At 63.7% G+C, this 14,341-nt stretch carries 16 protein-coding genes; 13 read left to right on the top strand and 3 right to left on the bottom strand.

Going from position 1 to position 14,341, the window contains the following annotated elements:
- Positions 1 to 176 precede the first annotated feature (176 nt).
- The 5 genes from K7I12_RS11175 to upp all read left to right on the top strand — a co-directional run bounded on the left by K7I12_RS11175 (position 177) and on the right by upp (position 4,311).
- A complete protein-coding gene (locus tag K7I12_RS11175; RefSeq protein WP_231664150.1) occupies positions 177 to 791 on the top strand; it encodes a riboflavin synthase subunit alpha in 615 nt (204 codons plus the stop codon).
- 117 nt (positions 792 to 908) lie between these two features.
- Positions 909 to 2,222: an NCS2 family permease gene (locus K7I12_RS11170; protein WP_031383812.1), complete on the top strand. Its 1,314-nt coding sequence runs from the start codon at positions 909 to 911 to the stop codon at positions 2,220 to 2,222.
- Positions 2,222 to 2,770 carry an adenine phosphoribosyltransferase gene (locus K7I12_RS11165; RefSeq protein ID WP_031383811.1) on the top strand — a complete coding sequence of 183 codons (549 nt, stop codon included), beginning with the start codon at positions 2,222 to 2,224 and terminating at the stop codon, positions 2,768 to 2,770. The genes K7I12_RS11170 and K7I12_RS11165 overlap by 1 nt, the downstream gene beginning before the upstream one ends.
- A 112-nt stretch (positions 2,771 to 2,882) precedes the next feature.
- Entirely contained in the window at positions 2,883 to 3,575 is a 693-nt protein-coding gene (gene ung, locus K7I12_RS11160) for a uracil-DNA glycosylase (RefSeq protein ID WP_031383810.1), read from the top strand.
- Positions 3,576 to 3,681: 106 nt separating this feature from the next.
- Positions 3,682 to 4,311 carry a uracil phosphoribosyltransferase gene (gene upp, locus K7I12_RS11155; protein WP_031383809.1) on the top strand — a complete coding sequence of 210 codons (630 nt, stop codon included), beginning with the start codon at positions 3,682 to 3,684 and terminating at the stop codon, positions 4,309 to 4,311.
- A gap of 66 nt (positions 4,312 to 4,377) precedes the next feature.
- Here upp and K7I12_RS11150 read toward each other — a convergent pair whose 3' ends face one another.
- Positions 4,378 to 4,956 carry a cupin domain-containing protein gene (locus K7I12_RS11150; protein ID WP_031383808.1) on the bottom strand — a complete coding sequence of 193 codons (579 nt, stop codon included), beginning with the start codon at positions 4,954 to 4,956 and terminating at the stop codon, positions 4,378 to 4,380.
- 181 nt (positions 4,957 to 5,137) lie between these two features.
- Here K7I12_RS11150 and mobA point away from each other — a divergent pair, with 181 nt between their 5' ends.
- The 7 genes from mobA (at position 5,138) to K7I12_RS11115 (ending at position 10,470) form a co-directional block, all read left to right on the top strand.
- Positions 5,138 to 5,713, top strand: coding sequence for a molybdenum cofactor guanylyltransferase MobA (gene mobA, locus K7I12_RS11145; protein WP_031383807.1), 576 nt, complete (start codon positions 5,138 to 5,140; stop codon positions 5,711 to 5,713).
- Between the two features lie 69 nt (positions 5,714 to 5,782).
- Positions 5,783 to 6,469 (top strand): molybdopterin-guanine dinucleotide biosynthesis protein B, encoded by a 687-nt coding sequence (mobB, locus tag K7I12_RS11140; protein WP_231664149.1) that lies wholly within the window; start codon positions 5,783 to 5,785, stop codon positions 6,467 to 6,469.
- Entirely contained in the window at positions 6,466 to 7,713 is a 1,248-nt protein-coding gene (moeA, locus tag K7I12_RS11135) for a molybdopterin molybdotransferase MoeA (RefSeq protein WP_231664147.1), read from the top strand. Before mobB ends, moeA begins: the two co-directional genes overlap by 4 nt.
- Positions 7,710 to 8,561: a cyclic pyranopterin monophosphate synthase MoaC gene (gene moaC, locus K7I12_RS11130; RefSeq protein ID WP_231664145.1), complete on the top strand. Its 852-nt coding sequence runs from the start codon at positions 7,710 to 7,712 to the stop codon at positions 8,559 to 8,561. Before moeA ends, moaC begins: the two co-directional genes overlap by 4 nt.
- Before the next feature lies 1 nt (position 8,562).
- Positions 8,563 to 9,009, top strand: coding sequence for a molybdopterin synthase catalytic subunit MoaE (moaE, locus tag K7I12_RS11125; RefSeq protein ID WP_031383803.1), 447 nt, complete (start codon positions 8,563 to 8,565; stop codon positions 9,007 to 9,009).
- Positions 9,009 to 10,001, top strand: a complete 993-nt coding sequence (gene moaA, locus K7I12_RS11120) for a GTP 3',8-cyclase MoaA (protein WP_031383802.1) — start codon at positions 9,009 to 9,011, stop codon at positions 9,999 to 10,001. The genes moaE and moaA overlap by 1 nt, the downstream gene beginning before the upstream one ends.
- 175 nt (positions 10,002 to 10,176) lie before the next feature.
- Complete coding sequence (locus K7I12_RS11115; protein ID WP_031383801.1) at positions 10,177 to 10,470, top strand: H-NS family histone-like protein; 294 nt, start codon at positions 10,177 to 10,179, stop codon at positions 10,468 to 10,470.
- A gap of 128 nt (positions 10,471 to 10,598) precedes the next feature.
- On the opposite strand, the gene K7I12_RS11110 is transcribed toward K7I12_RS11115, so the two are convergent.
- Positions 10,599 to 12,185 (bottom strand): ribonuclease J, encoded by a 1,587-nt coding sequence (locus tag K7I12_RS11110; protein ID WP_231664144.1) that lies wholly within the window; start codon positions 12,183 to 12,185, stop codon positions 10,599 to 10,601.
- Positions 12,186 to 12,403: 218 nt separating this feature from the next.
- Here K7I12_RS11110 and purU point away from each other — a divergent pair, with 218 nt between their 5' ends.
- Positions 12,404 to 13,258 carry a formyltetrahydrofolate deformylase gene (gene purU, locus K7I12_RS11105; protein ID WP_031383799.1) on the top strand — a complete coding sequence of 285 codons (855 nt, stop codon included), beginning with the start codon at positions 12,404 to 12,406 and terminating at the stop codon, positions 13,256 to 13,258.
- Positions 13,259 to 13,270: 12 nt separating this feature from the next.
- Here the strand turns inward: purU and dinB are convergent, their stop codons facing one another.
- Positions 13,271 to 14,320, bottom strand: coding sequence for a DNA polymerase IV (dinB, locus tag K7I12_RS11100; protein WP_231664143.1), 1,050 nt, complete (start codon positions 14,318 to 14,320; stop codon positions 13,271 to 13,273).
- Positions 14,321 to 14,341 lie beyond the last annotated feature (21 nt).

The raw sequence follows: 14,341 nt of genomic DNA, 5'->3' as shown, positions 1-14,341 counted from the left end.
ACGGAGGAAGCAGATAGGCCGTATGACGATCGACAGAACGAAAGTGGCTCATGGCGGGTCCGTGGTCAGTTTGATGCCGGCATTATCTCATGCTGGAGTGGAAAGTCCGACAGGCTGCTAGACTCGGCTTTTCTAGACTAAGCGCCTCGCCACCCGGCGACTATCGAGAGGACAGCATGTTTACCGGAATCGTACAGGCGGCTGCCGAACTGGTGGCCATCGAGGAGCAGCAGGATTTTCGCAGCCATGTGCTGGCCATGCCGGGCGCGCTGCGCGAAGGGTTGGAGATCGGCGCCTCGGTGGCTCATAACGGCTGCTGCCTGACCGTGACCGGGATCGACGGCGAGCGGGTCAGTTTCGATCTGATGCGCGAGACGCTACGCCTAACCAACCTCGGCCAGCTATCGGTTGGCGATCGGGTCAACGTCGAGCGCGCGGCGCGGTTCGGCGACGAGATCGGCGGCCACGCCATGTCGGGCCATATCATCTGCATGGCCGAACTTGTCGAGATCGACGAGGCGCCCAACAATCGCCGGCTGTGGTTCGAACTGCCGGCCAGCTATGCGCGCTTTCTGTTCGAGAAGGGCTATATCGGCGTCGAAGGCATCAGCCTGACCATCGGCGAGGTGCGCGAACGGCGCTTTTGCGTCAACCTGATTCCGGAAACGCTGGCGCGTACCACGCTGGGCGATCGCGTCCCGGGCGACCGCGTCAATATCGAGGTCGACCCCCAGACCCAGGCGATCGTCGAGACCGTCGAGCGTGTCCTGGCGACACGTGCATCTTGCTGAGCGAGGCACTGGGCAGGCATTCGATCGGCTCGCGTCGATCGGGTGCTTTGGGTACCATTAGCGGCTTTTCGATCACCCCATAACAATGCGCGCAGGGCTAAGGCTGAGGGCTATGGTATGCTGAAACGGCAATTGAACGACTATTTCAAGCTGGACGAGCACAAGACCACCATTCGCACCGAGGTCATCGCCGGGATCACCACCTTCCTGACGATGGCCTATATCATCTTCGTCAACCCCAGCGTGCTGGCCGAATCGGGCATGGACTACGGCGCGGTGTTCGTCGCCACCTGTCTGGCGGCGGCGATCGGCACCTTGATCATGGGCCTGTGGGCCAATTATCCCATCGCCCTGGCGCCGGGCATGGGGCTCAACGCGTTTTTCACCTACAGCGTGGTGATGGGCATGGGCAAGAGCTGGGAAGTGGCGCTGGGCGCGGTGTTCCTGTCGGGGGTGACGTTCTTCCTGCTGAGCATCTTTCGCATTCGCGAGTGGGTGATCAACTCGATTCCGATGGCCTTGAGATTGGGCATCGCGGCGGGCATCGGGCTGTTTCTGGCAATCATCGCGCTGCAGAATGCCGGCATCGTGGTCGACAATCCGGCAACCCTGGTGTCGCTCGGCGATCTCTCCCAGCCGCCCGCGCTGTACACCCTGATCGGCTTCTTCGTGATCGCTGCGCTGTCCCACCTGCGGGTCACCGGCGCGGTGATGATCGGCATTCTCGGGGTCACCGTGGTGTCGATCCTGCTGGGCCACAATCAGTTCAACGGAGTGATGTCGGCACCGCCGTCGCTGGCGCCGACCTTCTTGGAGCTGGATATCGTCGGGGCGCTCGACGTGAGCATGCTCAGCGTGATCTTCGCCTTCTTGTTCGTCGATCTGTTCGACACGTCCGGCACGCTGATCGGCGTCGCCCATCGCGGCGGCTTGCTCGACGAGCAGGGCAAGCTGCCGCGCCTCAAGAACGCTTTGCTGGCCGACAGCAGCGCGTCGATGAGCGGCGCGCTGCTCGGCACCTCGACCACCACCAGCTACATCGAGAGCGCCTCGGGCATCGCCGCGGGCGGGCGCACCGGGCTGACGGCGGTGGTCGTGGCTATGCTGTTCCTGTTCAGCCTGTTCTTCTCGCCGCTGGCCGGTTCGGTGCCGGCCTTCGCCACCGCCGGCGCGCTGCTCTACGTGGCGGTTTTGATGGCCGGCAGCCTGGCGCATGCCAATTGGGACGATGTCACCGAGGCGGCGCCCGTGCTGATCGCCGCGTTGGCCATGCCGCTGACCTATTCCATCGCCAACGGCATCGCCCTGGGGTTCATCAGCTTCACCCTGATCAAGCTGCTGTCGGGGCGCCGCAGCGATCTCAATCCGGCGGTCGTGCTGCTGTCGGTGCTGTTCATTCTCAAGTTCCTGTTCCTCGACGGAGGCCATTGATGAGTAGTGTCTACGGCGATTACATCAAGTCGGTGATTCGCAGCGTGCCGGACTGGCCTCAAGCCGGGGTCAACTTTCGCGACATCACGCCGGTACTGCAGAACAGCGGGGCCTTCCGCAAGCTGATCGACAGCTTCGTGCATCGCTATCAGGAGATGGACCTGGACGCGATCGCTGCCATCGACGCGCGCGGCTTCATCATCGGCGCGCCGGTGGCCTATGAGCTCGGTTGCAGCTTCGTGCCGGTGCGCAAGAAGGGCAAGCTGCCGTTCAAGACCATCAGCGAGACCTATACCCTGGAGTACGGCGAATCCACCGTCGAGCTGCACTCCGACGCCTTCCGCGAGGGCGATCGGATTCTGGTGATGGACGATCTGATCGCCACCGGCGGGACCATGCTCGCCGCCGCCAAGCTGATCCAGCGTAGCGGCGGCCATGTCGTCGAGACCGCGACCATCATCGACCTGCCCGAACTGGGCGGGTCGCAGAAGATCCGCGACGCCGGCCACGGCGTGTTCGCGGTGTGCTCCTTTCTCGAGAGCGACTGACTCGAGAGCGACTGACTCGAGAGCGACTGACTCGAGAGCGACTGACTCGAGAGCGACTGAGTTCGCTCTGTCATCACGTCATCAGGTATCACGCAACCGCTCGAGGCGACATATGTCACAGGTACCGCTACCCGAGAGCTGGGCGCACTACCTTGGCGGCGAGTTCGAAGCACCCTACATGCACACCCTGCGCGACTTCCTGGCCCGCGAGAAGGCGGCGCACAAGGTGATCTATCCGCACTCGTCGAACTGGTTCCGCGCCTTCGAGCTGACTCCGCTCGATCGGGTGCGGGTCGTGATACTCGGTCAGGACCCGTACCATGGCCCCGGCCAGGCGCATGGGCTGTGCTTCTCGGTGCGCCCCGGCGTGGCCACGCCGCCTTCGTTGCAGAACATCTACAAGGAGCTCGCTCAGGACGTCGCGTTCACTCCGGTGAATCACGGCTTCCTGGAAAGCTGGGCGCGCCAGGGCGTGCTGCTGCTCAACAGCGTATTGACCGTCGAGCGCGGCAATGCCGGTTCGCATCGCAATCAGGGCTGGGAGACATTCACCGATCGCGCCATCCAGGTGGTCAACGAGCAGTGCAGCGGCGTGGTCTTCCTGCTGTGGGGCAGCTATGCCCAGAAGAAGGCGTCGTTCGTCGATCGCGACAAGCATTGCGTCCTGCATGCGCCGCATCCATCGCCGTTGTCGGCCCATCGCGGGTTCTTCGGCCAGCGGCATTTTTCGCAGGCCAATGCGTTTCTCGCCGCGCGTGGCGGTCGGCCCATCGACTGGCAGTTGCCGGCCAGCGCGACGGGCTAACGCCGGGCGCGTGTGCGGTGCGATTGCCGCGGCCGCCGCTTAACCCGCGCGGCCCGGCGCGCTAGAATGCGCCCAGCTTTCTCACTGCCAAGCAAGGGTTCTCGCCATGAGCGTTCATGCCATCCAACATCCGCTGGTCAAGCACAAGCTGGGCCTGATGCGCACCGCCGACATCAGCACCAAGAGCTTTCGTGAACTGGCCGGCGAGGTCGCCAAGTTGCTGACCTACGAAGCCACCCAGGATCTCGAGCTCGAGGCGCAGACCATCGACGGCTGGAATGGCGAGCCGATCGAAGTCGAGCAGCTCAAGGGCAAGAAGGTCACCATCGTGCCGATCCTGCGCGCCGGCCTGGGCATGCTCGATGGCGTCACCGACCTGATTCCCAGCGCGCGGATCAGCGTGGTGGGGCTGTATCGCAACGAAGAGACACTCGAGCCGGTACCGTACTTCGAGAAGTTCACCAACGATCTCGACGAGCGTCTGGCGATCGTCATCGACCCGATGCTGGCCACCGGCGGCTCGATGGTCGCCACCCTGGACATGCTCAAGGAGCGCGGCTGCCCGCTGGTCAAGGTGATCGTGCTGGTGGCCGCCCCCGAGGGCCTGAAGCGGGTCCAGGAGGCCTACCCGGAGATTGACATCTACACCGCGTCGATCGACGAACGTCTCGACGAGAATGGCTACATCGTTCCCGGTCTGGGCGACGCCGGCGACAAGATATTCGGTACCCGCTGAGGCATGATTGCTTCAAAGATGATTGCTTCAAAGCCGGTACGCACCAGCTCGATGAGCTGCTAGCGCTCAGCCATGGTGGCTGTCGCCGCCGTCGGCGAAGCTCGGCGGGTTGTTGGCGCTGACGATCACGCAGTCGCTGTCGCCGACGTTGCGAAAGCGATGCGGCAGCCGCGAATCGAAATAATAGCCGTCGCCGGCGTTGAGTCGACGGACGTCGCCGTTGACCCACAGCTCGATGGTTCCGGCGACGATGATACCGCCTTCCTCGCCTTCGTGTTCGAGCATGTCGGCGCCGGTGTCCGAGCCCGGCGGGTAATGTTCGTGAATGATCGACATGCGCCGATTGGGACGCCGGGCACCGACCAGACGCCAGGAAAGGGTGCCGTCGCCGATCTCGGTGAGCTCCTCGGCGCGATAGAAGATCTGCTCCTGGGCCAGCTCCTCGCCGGCGAAGAATTCGCTGATCGAGATCGGGATGGCATCGAGGATCTTTTTCAATGAGCTTACCGATGGACTGACATGGTTCTGCTCGACGAGCGAAATGGTGCTGTTGGTCACCCCCGCGCGCTTGGCCAGCTCACGTTGCGAGAGCCCATTGTGCTGACGGAGTTGCTTGAGGCGTGTGCCGACGTCGAAACCGCTCATCGAGAATCCTTGTTGAACAAGCTGGCCGCGATGATAGCGTGTTAGACGTTTGAGGATAAGCATCGCCGGTGCCTGGCCTGGCGGGGCGAATGATGGCCCGCCATGGCCGGTCGGTGCTAGGCTGAATCATGGAAGCCGGCCGCCGCCGCGGATCGCCCGGCGGCATCGCGAGGCATGCAGAATGGACGAAGCGATCACCGCACTAGTGCTCGCCGGAGGGCGGGGGCGCCGGATGGGCGGCATCGACAAGGGCTGGGCGAGCTATCGGCAGCGCTCGCTGATCGAGTGGGTGCTGTCGCGGCTGGCGCGGCAAGTGGATCATGTGCTGATCAACGCCAACCGCTCCCGGACGGCCTACGAGGCGCTGGGCTGGCCGGTCATCGGCGATCGCTCGGGGGGGTATCAGGGCCCGTTGATGGGAATCTGGAGCGGGCTGTGTGCGGCCGAGACGCCTCTGGTGCTGGTAGTGCCCTGCGACACACCCTGTCTGCCGCTGGATCTCGTCGAACGCTTGTACGCGTCGCTCGGTGCCCACGATATCGCCGTGGCCCACGATGGCGAGCGCAGCCAGCCGGTGGTCGCGCTGCTGCGTCGCGGCTTGGCGGCGGATCTCGAACGGGCCCTGGCGGCCGGTGAGCGCAAGGTCGAGCGCTGGTATGCCCGGCATGCCTGGGTGAGCGTCGATTTCAGCGACTGCCCCGAGGCATTCGCCAATATCAATTCACCGCACGATGTCGTCAGCCTGACGGCCTCGTAAGCCGGGTACCTGGCTACGGGGATGCGCGCCATGGCGATGGCGACGGAAAGCTCTTATTAGCGGAGTCCGATGAAACTCGATCTGGACAGACAGCCCGTGCCCTTGCTGGGAATCGCCGCCTGGAGCGGGGTGGGCAAGACCACCCTGCTGGAAGCCTTGCTGCCTCGGCTGCGCCAAGCGGGCCTCAGGGTGGCGGTGATCAAGCATGCCCATCATCGCTTCGACATCGACAGGCCCGGCAAGGACAGTTATCGCCTGCGCCAGGCCGGGGCCACGCCGATGCTGGTCGCCTCGCGCGAGCGCTTCGCGCTGATGATGGAGACGCCATGTAATGAGACGCCATGTAATGAGACGCCATGTAATGAGACGCCATGTAATGAGACGCCATGTAATGAGACGCCATGTAATGAGACGCCCGGCGAGGAAGTGCAAGCATCGCCCGAAGACGATGGACCGGACCTGGCGGCACTGCTAGCGCATGTCCAACTGATGCGCCCGGATCTGATCCTGATCGAAGGTTTCAAGAATTGGCCACTGCCCAAGCTCGAACTGCACCGGCCGTCGCTCGGCAAGCCATTGCTGGCCGGCGACGATCCCTGGGTCCAGGCCGTGGCCAGCGATGATCTGCTGAAGCTGCCCGCTGGGGTAGCGGCGCTGGATCTCAACGATCTGACGACATTGACGGCCTTCGTGAGTGCTTGGCCAGCCACCTGGTCGGCCCGTCGCGACCCGCGTCGCGCGGATGACTCGCCATGACGCTGTCCTGCTTTGCACTCGGCGAGCAGATGCTCTCCGTCGACGAGGCGCTGGCGGCGCTGGATGAACGGGGCGTGAACCGCTTGTCTGCCGAACGCCTGCCATTGGCGGCCGCGGCACGGCGGGTATTGGCCGAGGAGTGCATCTCGCCGATCGATGTCCCGCCGAACACCAACGCGGCGATGGATGGCATCGCGCTGGCCTGGCCCGCGCCGACGCAGCTGAGCCTGGTCGGCGAGGTACTGGCCGGGCATCGCTTCGAGCACTCGCTCAAGCCCGGCGAGGCCGTCACCATCACCACCGGCGCGCCGCTGCCTGGCGGGGCGGATACCGTGATCATGAAGGAGCAGCTCGACGTCGATGCCCGGTCGCGGCTGGCGACGATCCATCAGCCGCAGCGGGTCAGCCGTGGTCAGAACGTGCGCCACGCCGGCGAAGACATCGCCCGTGGCAGTTGCGCCGTGGCTGCAGGCACGCGGCTGCGGCCCCAGCACCTGGGCCTGCTCGCCTCGCTGGGTGTCGACAGCATCGAGGTGGTGCGTCGGCCGCGGGTGGCGATCTTTTCCACCGGCGACGAAGTCACCTCGCCGGGTGAAGCGCTCGGTGCGGCGGGCGTTTACGATGCCAATCGTTATTCATTGCGTGGGTTGCTCGAGGCGCTGGGCTGCGAAGTCGACGATCTGGGCATTCTCGCCGACCGGCCCGAGGCGATTCGCGACGCGCTGACAGGTGCCGCCACGCGGGCCGACATGGTCATCACCAGCGGTGGCGTCTCGAGTGGCCAGGCCGATTGGATCAAACCGGCGCTGTCGAGCATTGGCCGTCTGGGATTCTGGCGAATCGCCATGCGTCCCGGGCGGCCGTTGGCCTTCGGGGTGCTGGGCGAGAACGAAGTGCCGTTCTTCGGCCTGCCGGGTAATCCGGTGGCGGTCATGGTGACCTTCCTGCAGTTCGTCCAGCCATTGCTGCGCAGGCTCCAGGGGGAATACGCCTGGCAGCCGACGCGCTGGAGCGCAATCGCCGATGAAGCGATGCGCAGTCGCAGCGGTCGCGTCGACTTCCATCGTGGCATCTATAGAATCGACGCGACCGGACAACTGCATGTGCGTACGACGGGGCATCAGGGCTCGGGGATTCTATCCTCGATGGCAGCGGCCAATTGCCTGATCGAGATCGAGGCGTCCCGTGGCGACATCGGCGAGGGCGAAACCGTATTACTGCAACCCTTTGGTGAGCTGACATGAGCCTGACCCACATCAATGCACGCGGCGAGGCCCACATGGTCGACGTCGGCGACAAGCAGACGACTCGCCGCGAGGCACTGGCGAGTGGTCGCATTCGGATGCAACCCGCGACGCTAGCGCTGCTCGCCGAGGGTGGCCTGCCCAAGGGCGATGTGTTGGCGACGGCGCGTATCGCCGGCATTCAGGCCGCCAAGCGTACCCACGAGCTGATTCCGTTATGCCATCTGCTGGCACTGTCGAAGGTGACGGTCGATTTCGAACTCGACGAGGCTGGACGTTGCGTCAACGTCACCGCGCTGTGCCGGCTTTCCGGCCAGACCGGGGTTGAAATGGAGGCATTGACCGCGGTCTCGGTGGCGTGCCTGACTCTCTATGACATGTGCAAGGCGGTCGACAAGACGCTGGAAATCGGCGAAATACGCCTGCAGGCCAAGAGCGGCGGGCGCTCCGGCGACTATCGCTACGACGCCGGGGCGGCGTCAGGCGAAATGGCTGCGGTCCAACCGGGTGCGGTCCAACCGGGTGCGGTCCAACCGATAGTGACCGGCGAATGCCAGGAGGGCTGTGTCGGTATCGCACCGCGTGCCGAAGCGCCCTGCATCCATGTCAAATGTCTCGCCGAATTACGCGAACGCCTGGGGGTCAGCGATCTGGAGATCCCCTTCGAGACACTGCCGACCCCGGATATCGCGGGCCTCAAGTCGGCCCTGGTGGCACGCGACGAGCGATTCTCGATGCTCTCGGAAAGCCGGGTGCTGTGCGCGATCAACCAGGTCATGAGTGGCGAGGACAACCATCTGACCGATGGCGACGAGGTCGCTTTCTTCCCACCGGTCACCGGAGGCTGAGATGATCCGTGTGCAGCATGAGTGCTTCGATGTTGGCGCCGAGCAGGCGACTCTCGTTGCTCAGCGAAACGATATCGGTGCGGTGGTCTGCTTTACGGGACTGGTGCGCGATTTCAACGAGCGGCCCGACGTCACGGCATTGTCGTTGGAACACTATCCGGGCATGACCGAGTCGGCTTTGGGCGAGATCGTCGCCGAGGCCGGACGCCGCTGGTCGCTCAATGGCGTACGGCTCATACACCGTGTCGGCCGATTGGAACCGGGCGACCCGATCGTGCTGGTTGCGGTTGCCAGCGCCCATCGACAGGCGGCATTCGATGCCTGTCTATTCATAATGGATTATCTTAAGACCCGCGCCCCTTTCTGGAAAAAGGAACACACCGCCCACGGCGATTACTGGGTCGCCGAGCGGGACACGGACAGGCAGGCAGCCGAGCGCTGGAGGTGATGATGACCCAGTTGATCGACAACTATCAGCGTAGCGTTCGCTATGTGCGGATATCGGTGACGGATCGCTGCGATTTTCGCTGTGTCTATTGCATGAGCGAGGAGATGACCTTTCTGCCTCGCGCACAGGTCTTGACCCTTGAAGAGTTGGCGCAAGTTGCCCGGGCTTTCATCGAATTGGGTGTCGAGAAGATTCGTCTGACCGGCGGCGAGCCCCTGGTCAGGCGGGGCATCGAGGATCTGGTGAGCGATATCGGCGCTCTCGATGGCCTCAAGGATTTCGCCATGACCACCAACGGCGCGGGTCTGGGCAAGCATGCCAAGGCGCTTCGCCAGGGCGGGCTTAAGCGCCTCAACATCAGTCTCGATTCACTGGACCCGGTGCGCTTCAAGCGCTTGACGCGCACCGGCGACCTGCACCGGGTCATCGATGGCATTCATGCCGCCCAGGATGCCGGCTTCGAGGGAATCAAGCTAAACGCGGTGATTCTGCGGGGACGCAATGACGACGAGGTTACCGAACTGGTCGATTTCGCCCGCGACGAGGGCATCGACATCAGTTTCATCGAGGAAATGCCGCTGGGCGATGTCTCGGATCATTCTCGCGCTGAAACCTACTGTTCCAGCGACGAGGTACAGCGCTTGATCGAGGCGCGGCATACCTTGCTGCCGACCACCGAGACGACACTGGGTCCCTCACGCTATTACCGCATGCCGGACAGTGCGTCTCGCATCGGCTTCATTTCTCCGCACAGCCATAACTTCTGCGCCAGCTGCAACCGCGTCCGGGTTACCGTGGAAGGGCGTTTGCTGTTGTGCCTGGGCAATGAGCATTCGGTGGACCTGCGCGAGGTTCTGCGGCGCTATCCGGGCGACATCGGTGCCCTCAAGGAGCGCATCGTCGGTGCCATGCCGCTCAAGCCCGAGCGCCATCATTTCTCGACCGACGGTGACGTTCAGGTGGTGCGTTTCATGAACATGACGGGTGGTTGAGTACAGCCTGGCTTTCTCTCTTTCAGCGCTTCCCCCCGGCCTTTTTTACGAGACTCCTGGTGAATATCGGGCGGCCATTATTGCGTAACTTTGCTTGCCAATCGGCCTTCAGGGCATATACTTTTTACATTCACACACCGTTTGCAGTAATTGACGCTTTGAATGGAGGAGGCCGATGTCTACCGAGTCCCTGGAAAAAATCGCTCGCAACAAGAATGTGGCGCGGGCAGCCGCTCGACAATTGAGCATGGAGCAGCTCCATAAGCTCGCTGAAGTGATTAACGAGGTGATCGAGCAAAAGCAGGATGAAGAACGTCGCCGGCAGGAAGAGGAAACGGTCAAGGCGCGCAAGCTCGAGGAGATTCGTGAAGCGATCAATGACGCCGGGCTTTCTCTCGACGACCTGGTTGGCGAACAACCCAAGCGTCGCGGTCGCCCGCCCAAGAAGGACACGCTCGAAAAGGCCTGAATGGCTTCGATCCTCTTCAGAAGATCGCTCGGGTGGCCTCGTTCCAGAAAGCGGATGCATTGCGTCCGCTTTTTTTCCGGCTCTATTTGCTGGCGATTGTTGCTTAATCGACAGGCAAGTAAAGGCCGTCAAGAAGCCGTTTCGGCGGCGCTGATCTGCAGGTGCACGACCGGCGGACGGCGCAGGTGATCGTTCATCCATTGTACCAGGCGTGGCTGAAGCTGGTTGCGTAACTGCACTAGAGTTTCGGCGTCGAGTTGTTTGAGTGTGTCGTCCAGCCAGTCGGCGAAGGCCGTTTCGTCGAGCGAGGAAGCACCGGAATAATCGATCAGCAAGCGTCCCACACGATGCCAGCCATCACTCATCGCCAACACCGGCAAGACCAGATAGAAGCGACCCTCGCGGGGTTGTCTTGATTGCACCGCAGAATCCTCGAATCCTTTCAGAGCGTGCACTTGATCCTGGTGAACGATATGCGGGGTCTGTTCAATGTGTCGTTCGACGCTCAGCGTCGTGCGCTCGACACGGATCAGATCGCCATTATCGGGCGCGAGTGGCGCGTCGATGCCGCACGACTCGGCCAGGTGCTGGTGGGCCTCCTGATGGCGGCGTTCACCATGCACCGGAAGCAACCGCCGCGGTTTGGTCCAGCCATAGAAGGTCCGCAGTTCGTCCTGAGCCGGGTGACCCGAGGCATGCAACTCGGGGTGCCGGGTTTCCTCGAGTACCCCGACGTCCAGGCGTTTGAGCGCCAATTGAAGGCGCTCGATCAATCGCTCGTTACCGGGTATCGCCTTGGCCGAGAAAATGACCGTGTCGCCGGCCTGCAATTCCAGGTCGGGATGCCGGCCCTGGGCGAGGCGTGACAGCGCGGCCCGCGGCTCACCCTGGCTGCCGGTGGCGATGATCAGCACCTCTTCGGCAGGCAGGTAACCCAGGTCGCGCACCGGCACCAGTTGCGGTAAGTCCTCCAGGTAGCCCAGGTCGCGTGCCGTACGCACCATGCGTTCCATCGAGCGCCCCATCAGGCTGATACGGCGTCCGCAACGCGCGGCGGCACGCCCCACGGCCAGCACACGCGCCAGGTTGCTGGCGAAGCAGGAAACGATCACACGGCCCGTGCAGGCGCCGATGGCGCGTTCCAGGGCCCGCGCGACGTCGCCTTCGCTACGCGACCAGCCGGGCAGGGTGGCGTTGGTGGAATCGCCGACCAGCAGGTCGACCGGGGCCAGCGAGGCATAGAGCCGCTGGTCGACCGGGCTGCCGATCAGCGGCTCGGGGTCGAGTTTCCAGTCGCCGGTGTGCAGCACCCGGTGGTGGGGCGTGGTGAGCAGCAATGCGCAGCTTTCGGGAATCGAGTGGGTCAACGGCAGGTAGCGCAGCGCGAACGGCCCGCTCTCCAGCGCGTCGCCGGGCGCGACGATGCGGATCGCATCGACGGCCAGGCCGCGCTCCAGAAACTTGGCCCGCAGCAGGCCGGCGGCCAGCGGCGTGGCGTAGATGGGGCAGCCCCAATGGGGCCAGAGCCAGGCGGCGGCACCGATATGATCCTCGTGACCGTGGGTGAGGATCAGCGCGCGCGGCTGAATGCCCAGCGGCGTCAGACAGCCCACGTCAGGCACCTGGAGCGGCGAATCGGGCAGATCCTGACGCAGCATCATTCCGCAATCGATGGCGATCCATTCATCGCCGTAGCCATAGAGGCTGAGGTTCATGCCGATCTCGCCGCAGCCTCCCAGTGGCAGGAAGTGGAGAGGCGGACGTTTTCGGGGGCCGATCTGGACGCGGGATTGCAACATCAGTGACACGAGCTTGTGAGCAAGCCCCCACTATACGAGATGCGTCGCCTGGCTCACAACGAACATTAGCCAAGTCGGGGCAATTGGTTACAATGTGCGACCGTTCACGGTTTACCGAGAGTTCCCAGCCTTTCATGTCGCATTCTTACCGTCTTATCGTGTCCTGTCCCGACCGGGTCGGCATCGTCGCCCGGGTGTCCAATTTCATTGCCGATCAGCGTGGCTCGATCACCGAAGCCAACCAGCATTCGGACCTGGTTACCGGGCGCTTCTTCATGCGCTATGAAATTCGCTTCGATGTGGATGCACCGCCGATCGAGCAGTTCCGCGACACGTTTCAGCCGATCGCCGAGACGTTCGGCATGGACTGGTCGCTCCATGACAGCGCGCAGCGCAAGCGAATCGTGTTGATGGTTTCCAGGGCCTCGCATTGCCTGGTGGATCTGCTGCATCGCTGGAATATCGGCGAACTGGATTGCGAGATCCCCTGCGTGATTTCCAATCATGACGCGCTGCGTTCGCTGGTCGAGTGGCACGGCATTCCCTTCCACCATGTGCCGGTCGCGCCCGACACCAAGGCGGCCGCCTTCGACGAAACCGAGCGGCTGATCGGAGAAGTCCAGGCCGATGGCGTGGTGCTGGCGCGCTACATGCAGATTCTGCCGCCGGGGTTGTGCCGGCGCTATGCCGGTCGGGTGATCAATATCCATCACAGCTTCCTGCCGTCATTCGCCGGCGCCAAGCCCTATCACCAGGCCTATGACCGGGGCGTCAAGCTGATCGGGGCGACCTGTCATTACGTGACCGAAGAGCTGGATGCCGGGCCGATCATCGAGCAGGACGTGCACCGCATCACGCATTGCCACACCACCGAGGACCTGGTGCGCTTCGGTCGCGATATCGAGCGTGCGGTACTCGCCCGGGGGCTGCGCTGGCATCTGCAGGATCGTGTGTTGATTCACGGCAGCAAGACCGTGGTCTTTGCCTGAGAGGGGCGGCGCTCAATCAGCGAACAGCGACAACTGACGCGCGTCGCCGGACGGCGCAAGGCGCACGCCGACCCCGAGCAGGCGCACCGGTCGGCTACCGCGCGCCCAGGCCTCGTCGAGCAGGGCAAGGCAATGAGCGAGTTCGGGCCGCCGGCCGCCTCCCTCGAGCGTGGTCAACGTGAAATCGTTGAAGCGCACCTTGACGAACACGCCCTTGGTCGCCGGGTTGCCGTGCCGCGCCAGGCGTTCGTGAAGGCGCTCGATCAGCGCCGGCAGCTGTTCGCGGCAGGTGGCGAGATCGGGCAGGTCGCGATGAAAGGTGTTCTCGGCGCTCACCGACTTGCGTTCGCGCTCGGTTCGCACCGGGCGGTCGTCGATGCCGCGGGCGAGTTCATGAAGCCGTCGGCCGAACTTGCCGAAACGTTCGCTCAGCGCTTCCAGTGACCAATCCTGCAGATCGGCGCAGGTGACGATATGCAGCGCAGCCAGCTTGGCGGCGGTCGCCGGACCCACCCCATGCAGCTTGTCGACGGCCAACGTGCTGATGAAGGCGTCGACCTGATCGGGTGCGATGACCGTCAGCCCGTCGGGCTTTTCCCAGTCGCTGGCGATCTTGGCGAGAAACTTGCTCGGCGCCACGCCCACCGAAACGCCGATGCCGGTACGCCGCATCGCCTCGCGCTTGATCCAGCCGGCCATCCAGGTTGCGCTGCCACGGAAGCGGCGCACTTCGCTGACGTCGAGAAACGCTTCGTCGAGCGAGAGCGGCTCGACCAGCGGGGTCAGTTCGTGAAAGATCGCCTGGATGCGCTCGGAAACCGCCCGATAGCGGGGGAAGTCCGGCGGCAGCAAGGTCAGTTCGGGGCACAGGCGCAGGGCCTGGCCGGTGGGCATGGCGGAATGCACCCCGTAGCGCCGCGCCGGATAATTGCAGGTGGCGATCACGCCGCGCTGCGCGGCGCTGCCGCCGATAGCCAGCGGCACGTCGCGCAGGGCCGGGTTGTCGCGCATCTCCACCGCGGCATAGAAACAGTCGCAGTCGGCATGCAGGATCTTGCGCATGAATCACCCACTGGGCGGTGC

It is taken from the genome of Halomonas sp. IOP_31 (assembly GCF_021151495.1).
GTDB classification, from domain to species: domain Bacteria; phylum Pseudomonadota; class Gammaproteobacteria; order Pseudomonadales; family Halomonadaceae; genus Modicisalibacter; species Modicisalibacter zincidurans.
This window is presented reverse-complemented; position numbering and strand designations above follow the sequence as displayed.

What these genes read in the sequence shown, in the direction of transcription:
- moaC (WP_231664145.1), top strand. Translation starts at nt 7,710, where the DNA reads ATGAGCCTGACCCACATCAATGCACGCGGCGAGGCCCACATGGTCGAC.
- dinB (WP_231664143.1), bottom strand. Translation starts at nt 14,320, where the DNA reads ATGCGCAAGATCCTGCATGCCGACTGCGACTGTTTCTATGCCGCGGTG.
- K7I12_RS11170 (WP_031383812.1), top strand. Translation starts at nt 909, where the DNA reads ATGCTGAAACGGCAATTGAACGACTATTTCAAGCTGGACGAGCACAAG.
- K7I12_RS11115 (WP_031383801.1), top strand. Translation starts at nt 10,177, where the DNA reads ATGTCTACCGAGTCCCTGGAAAAAATCGCTCGCAACAAGAATGTGGCG.
- moaE (WP_031383803.1), top strand. Translation starts at nt 8,563, where the DNA reads ATGATCCGTGTGCAGCATGAGTGCTTCGATGTTGGCGCCGAGCAGGCG.
- upp (WP_031383809.1), top strand. Translation starts at nt 3,682, where the DNA reads ATGAGCGTTCATGCCATCCAACATCCGCTGGTCAAGCACAAGCTGGGC.
- mobB (WP_231664149.1), top strand. Translation starts at nt 5,783, where the DNA reads ATGAAACTCGATCTGGACAGACAGCCCGTGCCCTTGCTGGGAATCGCC.
- mobA (WP_031383807.1), top strand. Translation starts at nt 5,138, where the DNA reads ATGGACGAAGCGATCACCGCACTAGTGCTCGCCGGAGGGCGGGGGCGC.
- purU (WP_031383799.1), top strand. Translation starts at nt 12,404, where the DNA reads ATGTCGCATTCTTACCGTCTTATCGTGTCCTGTCCCGACCGGGTCGGC.
- K7I12_RS11175 (WP_231664150.1), top strand. Translation starts at nt 177, where the DNA reads ATGTTTACCGGAATCGTACAGGCGGCTGCCGAACTGGTGGCCATCGAG.
- moaA (WP_031383802.1), top strand. Translation starts at nt 9,009, where the DNA reads ATGATGACCCAGTTGATCGACAACTATCAGCGTAGCGTTCGCTATGTG.
- K7I12_RS11110 (WP_231664144.1), bottom strand. Translation starts at nt 12,185, where the DNA reads ATGAACCTCAGCCTCTATGGCTACGGCGATGAATGGATCGCCATCGAT.
- ung (WP_031383810.1), top strand. Translation starts at nt 2,883, where the DNA reads ATGTCACAGGTACCGCTACCCGAGAGCTGGGCGCACTACCTTGGCGGC.
- K7I12_RS11150 (WP_031383808.1), bottom strand. Translation starts at nt 4,956, where the DNA reads ATGAGCGGTTTCGACGTCGGCACACGCCTCAAGCAACTCCGTCAGCAC.
- K7I12_RS11165 (WP_031383811.1), top strand. Translation starts at nt 2,222, where the DNA reads ATGAGTAGTGTCTACGGCGATTACATCAAGTCGGTGATTCGCAGCGTG.
- moeA (WP_231664147.1), top strand. Translation starts at nt 6,466, where the DNA reads ATGACGCTGTCCTGCTTTGCACTCGGCGAGCAGATGCTCTCCGTCGAC.